The sequence below is a fragment of the Nitrosomonas marina genome, assembly GCF_900111605.1.
GTDB lineage: Bacteria > Pseudomonadota > Gammaproteobacteria > Burkholderiales > Nitrosomonadaceae > Nitrosomonas > Nitrosomonas marina_A.
In genome coordinates this window covers 1-5915 of the sequence record NZ_FOIA01000061.1, presented here as the reverse complement: position 1 = coordinate 5915, position 5915 = coordinate 1, and the positions used below count along the sequence as shown (strand labels likewise).

Sequence of the window (5915 nt, the reverse complement as noted above, 5' to 3'; positions counted from 1 at the left end):
GGTTGTTTCAGAACCACCGAATGTGCACATGCCTATTGCCGGATTTCAAGCTACCTGCAATCCATGGCCAATAGAGGATATAACCCGCTTATCGCCATTCAAATCGCATTAGCGGGTGAGGCTCATAAAGTATGGGGAGAGTAGTTACGTTTAATAATCATAATAAATGGACCCGATTGAGCGATGTTTACATATCATCTTTATTTTTTTGAGGCGCACAGCATCCAGTCTTATATTTTTGACAGTGGCCGCATGGCCGACATGGTGGGTGCCAGCGAACTAATCGAAGCATTGCTTGAAGAACCTTTGGTTAAAACACTGCAAGGATTGCCATCTTTGAGAGGAATGTCGCCTAAGAAATTGGATAGCCAGTTCACTCGCAAAGGCGGCGCAGCGTTTACAGTACAATTGCCGGACAAAAATTCAGCCATTCAGCTCAGGGATATCTGGGGCCTGGTAGTACCTGAAATTGCGCCGGGCTTGTTGTTCAGTCATGCGATCAGTCAAGGTGAAAGTTTGCAAGAGGCCATGCAAAATGGGCGAAAAAAATTACAGATCTTGCGTAACCGGGAAAACCCCAGGCTACCTGTAGCCGGACCATTGATTATTCGTGCGCCACGCACCGGCAGTCCAGCAGTATCATTTGATCGCAGGAAACATAATGACAATGAGATCAGGGAAGAATGGATTGACCAGGCAAGCTTGAAGAAAAGGCAATTCCGTAAGGGCGATAGGCTGATCAAAAAATTCATTCTCGAGGAAGACACGCAGAAACATTTTACTTTTCCGCTAAACCTTGAACCTGAGGAGGAAGACGCGTTTCCATTTGAATCGGATAATCACTATGTGGCCATTATTCATATAGACGGCAATGGTCTTGGCGAAGTATTGATAAAACTGAACGAATCTTTAAAGGAGGACGCTGATAGCGCAAAAAAATTGCGCCATTTTTCAGAAAAACTGAAAAGTGTAACGGAAAATTCCGCCAGAGCGGCATTAACCAAGGTTTTCACCGCCAACGAAACGCGCACAGAAACGTTTCCAAAAAATAAAGATAATAAAATCATTTTGCCGTTCAGACCCTTGATACTGGGCGGCGATGATCTGACCGTCATTATACGGGCCGAATTTGCGCTTGAATTTGTCAAGCGTTTTGTAGAAACATTTGAGCGTGAAAATGAAGCGTGGTTAAAAAACTTTGATTCAAATGGCATTGTTTCAAAACTGACTGCGTGTGGAGGTGTGGCATTTGTCAAAGTCAATCAACCTTTTTATTTGGCTTATCAATTGGCTGAATCATTATGCAGTTTTGCAAAAAAGGAAGCCAGACAGAACAAGGTTGATGGCACTATTCCTTCAACCGTGGCCATGCATCGCATCACGTCCAGCTTCATATCCGACTATGAGACAGCATTGAATGAAGAAATGACCCAGAAGGATGGAGATGGCAAACACATCTATTTAACACTGGGCGCATACGGATTGGGTCAATATGCCGGAAATTTCCCGGCTTTGGATACTTTACTCAAATTGAAAGACTTGTTCCAAACGCCTGAGATGAGTAGAGGTCCTTTGAGGAATTTTCTGACTTTGCTGCATGCCCAGCCATCCGAAGCACCAAAAATATATGACCGTTGGCAGCAAAACCTAAAAAAGGTCTGTCCGTATCACTATCAGGAATATCATGAATACATCAAAGCACTATGGTTATCGGAAGCTGGTGTTTCAGAGTCATCAATTTTTAAGTCCAAGCAGGGGAAACCGGATCAAACATTTGTCGGCGACCTGATGCATTTGCTCGCAGTTGAAGGGGAAGCGCATGGCCGCTAGTTACTGTTTGAAACTGGACATTAAAAGCTATTGGCACCCTGGAACCGGGAAAGGCAGCGGTAGTCATGTCGATGCCGTTGTGGAGAAAGACCGTTTCGGTTGTCCGTTTATTTCCGGGCGTATGTTGAAAGGATTGCTCCGAGATGCGGTATACCGTTTATTGCAGTGGAAAGTTATTGAGTGCCCACAGGATTTTCAACCCGAAAATGTCGTTGAGCAGCTGTTTGGTTCCAGAGCATATGAAAATCAGCGTCCAAGGGATGAAACGATTCCAGGAATAATCCGGCTGAGCGATGCGGTTATGGAAGATTGCTTACGCCAGTGGTTAATACAAGATGATTGTTCCAGAAGTGTTCTTTTCAGGGATATATACAGTACTGCCATTGATGCTGAAAAAGGTGTTGCCAGGCAGGGAAGTTTGCGCGGCATTCAGGTTGTGGTACCTGTCGAATTAAATGCACGACTTGATATTATTCCGTTAATTGGAAATTCAGAACCGGATGATAAAAACTGGTATCTGCAGCATGCTGAAGAAATAATTAAAACGGCATTGCCTTTGATACGTGCTGTGGGCGCCAACAGGACACGTGGGCTGGGCAGAGCGGTACTCTCGCTGAAGGAAATAAAATGAAACAGTACAAAGTGACATTGGCACTTGAAGAAGATGTTATTTTTTCAGCACGTTCGGCTACAGTCGGCGCTCACCAAACGCTTGACTATGTGCCGGGAGCGGCTTTATACGGTGCTTGTGCAGCCAAGCTTTATAGAACACTGGATGCAGAAGAAGCATTTGATGTTTTTCACTCAGGTAAAGTGAGATTTGGCAACGGTCTGCCATTAGACCCTAATGGTGCTGAAAGCTATCCAATGCCGTTTGCCTGGCATGTGATAAAAGGCGATGAATATCGGAACGCCGCATATCCAGATCTACTGGATGGCGCAAAGATTAAAACCCCGTTTAGTGAAATTGGATTGCCACAGGACTTTCAGCTCAAGCAATTGCGGGAGGGCTATGTTACCACGACAGGAAGGCTGGTTAAACCCAGAACGACGTTCCGCATGAAAACTGCGATTGATCTGGAAACTGGAACAGCCGCACAGGCGCAGCTATTCGGTTATGCAGCGCTTGAGGCTGGACAGATTTTTCAGGCTACACTGCAGATTGATTCTGATATTTCTGATGAACTGCCCGGAAAAATTTGCAACAGTCTCCAGGGCTTTATCCGGTTAGGACGATCAAGATCGGCGCAATATGGTACTGTTTCTTGCCGGGTCGAGGAACATGAACAGAATTTAAAACAGCCCCGGCTACAATATTCGAGTCAGTTAATTTTTTGGCTGATTTCCGATTTGGCGCTGCGGAATGAATATGGATTCCCAACTTTTGAGCCGCTCGCAGCCTGTTTTGGTTTAAAAGGAAAGTTAAACTGGGAAAAAACTTTTCTGCGATTCAGGCGCTACAGTCCTTATAACGCTTACCGAAGGTGCTACGATCAAGAACGTCAGGTCATCCAGCAAGGCAGTGTTATTTGCCTGGATTTGGATGAAGAAGCAACGGAGGATGATCTGATCAGGCTGCGCTCAGGTCTCGGCGATTACCGCTACAATGGTTTGGGATCTATGTTGATTAATGATGATTTATTGATTAAAGAATTGCCGGAATTTACAGGCAATGCGCAACGCAATGACAGTTGTGCAGAGAAGCCTGGGAATCATAAATTATTTCAATGGATCATGGCACAGGGCACCAGAAACGATGAGAATAGTCAAATCGGCAAAAAAGTTGATGCTTTGTTAGATGATCTTCGGTGTTTGTATAGTTCGGCGCGTGCGTATGTTGCACAGCAGGAAAATATGGATATCGGTCCGGGCAAGACGCAATGGGGCAGAGTTATGGAAGTTTGTAAACAGAATTTGTCACCGCAAGATTTGCTTGAAAAACTTCACGGTATTGTCCGGCCAGGAAAACCAGGTGAAATCATGAGTCCCGAAGATGTAACCGACGAAGATTGGGGAACACTGACAGGGCTGGAAGGCGAGAGAACAAATTTTGGATTTTGGCTAATAAAACGGTTTCAAAATGAAATATCGGTTAACCCGGGAAAAATATTTGCGTTGCTAAGCCGTCAGGCTATTAACCTGAACGATAAGCATGAGCCCGGAGTTGTTTCTGATAAGGAAATGAACAAATGACAGCTGTTAATAGACTGAAACTACATTATTTATACCTTGCTCGTTTTGTGCTGGAAGCACAGTCGGCCTTTACTATTGCCAGTGGTCTGAGCGATGGTGCTTTTGATAATTTGGTTGTGCGTGATGCCAATCATCTGCCAGCGATTCCGGCGACTACACTTGCAGGTATTTTGCGGCACATGTATCGCGAAAAATTCGGCAAAGAGAGCGAGACTGAGTTATTTGGATTCCAGGAGAAGGCCAAAGGCACCGCGTCACGTGTCGAGATTTCGTGGGGTGTTGTTCACGACAAAGATGACCAACCTGCTGAACAATTGGAAGTGCAAATCACAGATCCTGTTTTACAGTTCCTGGTGCAGGATCATCCGATATATCGCGATCGCGTTCGCATTAACGACAGAAGTGTTGCAGACCATCAGGCGAAATATGACGTGACTGTTGTTCCTAAAGGCTGCCGGTTCAGTTTTGAAATCTGCTTGTGGTCTGCGGAAGCAGACAGTGATGAATGGGAACGTCTGCTGGATTTAATCAAAAGCCCGGAATTAAGGTTGGGTGCTTCAGTACGCTCCGGGTTGGGGCGTTTTGCCTGTGTCCGTTTGCACGAGAAAGTATTCAATCTGAAAAATACCGATGATTATAAAGCGTTTAGTCTGCTTCCATCCGATCTGGCCTATACGGATGACTGGACGAATAAATTGCAGCAGATAAATAATGATAATCCATTGTGTGAATTGCGTCTATCATTGGAACCTGAAGATTTTTGGCGTTTTGGGCAAGGCAACCGATCTTTGACAGATACAAAAGATAAACCGTCGGATGCTTTGCCCTATACAGAACCGGTAATTTCATGGAAAAGAGTCGATGATAAAAAGGTTGAAAGTGCATTTTTGAAGCAACAGCATGTTCTTATCCCTGGGTCTGCAGTCAAGGGAACTATCCGGCATCGTTTTTTTTATCACTATGCCCGACAATTGTTGAGCGAACCAATAGACGACGATGTTGTGAAAGAAAAGGCATTGGCTGCGACCAACCAGATTTTTGGGTTTCCGGCTGATATAGTTGACGGTACTACTATGGGCCGGGCTGGAGTCGTCTATTTTACCGATTGCTATCTTGCGCGAGACAAGTTCAGTACGGAAGACGTACAGCAAATGACGCATACCAGTATTGACCGATTCACAGGCGGCGTCAGGTCGGGTGCGTTATTCACAGAGGAATTGATTTGGAAATCAGAATTTGGGCTGATTGTGAGTTTTGACTCCAAGGAAAGTGAATCTTTTGACGTAATGACGAGAAATGCATTGCAGTGGACATTTGATGATCTGATTCAGGGTAGACTGGCGCTGGGCGCTGCGAGCAGCAGGGGGCATGGCTACTTTTCGGGTGATATTGAATGGCGAGGCAATCCCTTGTGGCCTGTTGAACGAGAGGAGTCAGCTGCATGAATCATATGCAAGTTATAGATTTCTTTCAGTCCGTAACCGGTGCGGATAATTTATCGGAATGCCAGGTTTCAGTCACAATAGAAGCCGGAGGTTTAATCAGAAATAATGATCATTTGATTGAGTATGTTCAGAAGTTTGGGCCTGCTCAGGGGTGGTTGTGTTATCCATCGCAAGTGTGGATTTCAAATGCGGATGATCAGTTGCCTGTCACTAGATAGCGTCGTCACAAGTTAGAAATTACTGTATAATTATGCTGCAAGTGATTATTATACATGGTAATAGTATGTCAGAAGCTTATCGTAGACATGATCTTTCAGATCATGTGTGGTCGTTACTGGAACCCCATTTGCCAGGGCGATCAGGCAAGTGGGGAGGTGTTGCAAAAGATAATCGCCAGTTTATCAACGCGGTGTTCTGGATTTTACGCACAGGCGCACCCTGGCGGGA

The 5915-nt window shown here is 45.1% G+C and carries 6 protein-coding genes; all 6 read left to right on the top strand.

Annotated elements, in window-relative coordinates:
- Nucleotides 1-183: 183 nt before the first annotated feature.
- Entirely contained in the window at nucleotides 184-1830 is a 1647-nt protein-coding gene (locus BMY62_RS15500) for a Cas10/Cmr2 second palm domain-containing protein (RefSeq protein ID WP_090662088.1), read from the top strand.
- Nucleotides 1820-2461: an RAMP superfamily CRISPR-associated protein gene (locus BMY62_RS15495; RefSeq protein ID WP_090662085.1), complete on the top strand. Its 642-nt coding sequence runs from the start codon at nucleotides 1820-1822 to the stop codon at nucleotides 2459-2461. Before BMY62_RS15500 ends, BMY62_RS15495 begins: the two co-directional genes overlap by 11 nt.
- A complete protein-coding gene (locus tag BMY62_RS15490; RefSeq protein WP_090662082.1) occupies nucleotides 2458-4023 on the top strand; it encodes a hypothetical protein in 1566 nt (521 codons plus the stop codon). The genes BMY62_RS15495 and BMY62_RS15490 overlap by 4 nt, the downstream gene beginning before the upstream one ends.
- Nucleotides 4020-5468, top strand: coding sequence for an RAMP superfamily CRISPR-associated protein (locus BMY62_RS15485; protein WP_090662079.1), 1449 nt, complete (start codon nucleotides 4020-4022; stop codon nucleotides 5466-5468). The genes BMY62_RS15490 and BMY62_RS15485 overlap by 4 nt, the downstream gene beginning before the upstream one ends.
- Nucleotides 5465-5686, top strand: coding sequence for a hypothetical protein (locus tag BMY62_RS15480; protein ID WP_090662076.1), 222 nt, complete (start codon nucleotides 5465-5467; stop codon nucleotides 5684-5686). The genes BMY62_RS15485 and BMY62_RS15480 overlap by 4 nt, the downstream gene beginning before the upstream one ends.
- Before the next feature lie 65 nt (nucleotides 5687-5751).
- Nucleotides 5752-5915, top strand: a 164-nt coding sequence (locus BMY62_RS15475) for a transposase (protein WP_143058838.1), incomplete at its 3' end; no start/stop codon positions are given.

Excerpts from the sequence above, each read along its gene's own strand:
- BMY62_RS15500 (WP_090662088.1), top strand. The coding sequence starts at position 184 with ATGTTTACATATCATCTTTATTTTTTTGAGGCGCACAGCATCCAGTCT.
- BMY62_RS15495 (WP_090662085.1), top strand. The coding sequence starts at position 1,820 with ATGGCCGCTAGTTACTGTTTGAAACTGGACATTAAAAGCTATTGGCAC.
- BMY62_RS15490 (WP_090662082.1), top strand. The coding sequence starts at position 2,458 with ATGAAACAGTACAAAGTGACATTGGCACTTGAAGAAGATGTTATTTTT.
- BMY62_RS15485 (WP_090662079.1), top strand. The coding sequence starts at position 4,020 with ATGACAGCTGTTAATAGACTGAAACTACATTATTTATACCTTGCTCGT.
- BMY62_RS15480 (WP_090662076.1), top strand. The coding sequence starts at position 5,465 with ATGAATCATATGCAAGTTATAGATTTCTTTCAGTCCGTAACCGGTGCG.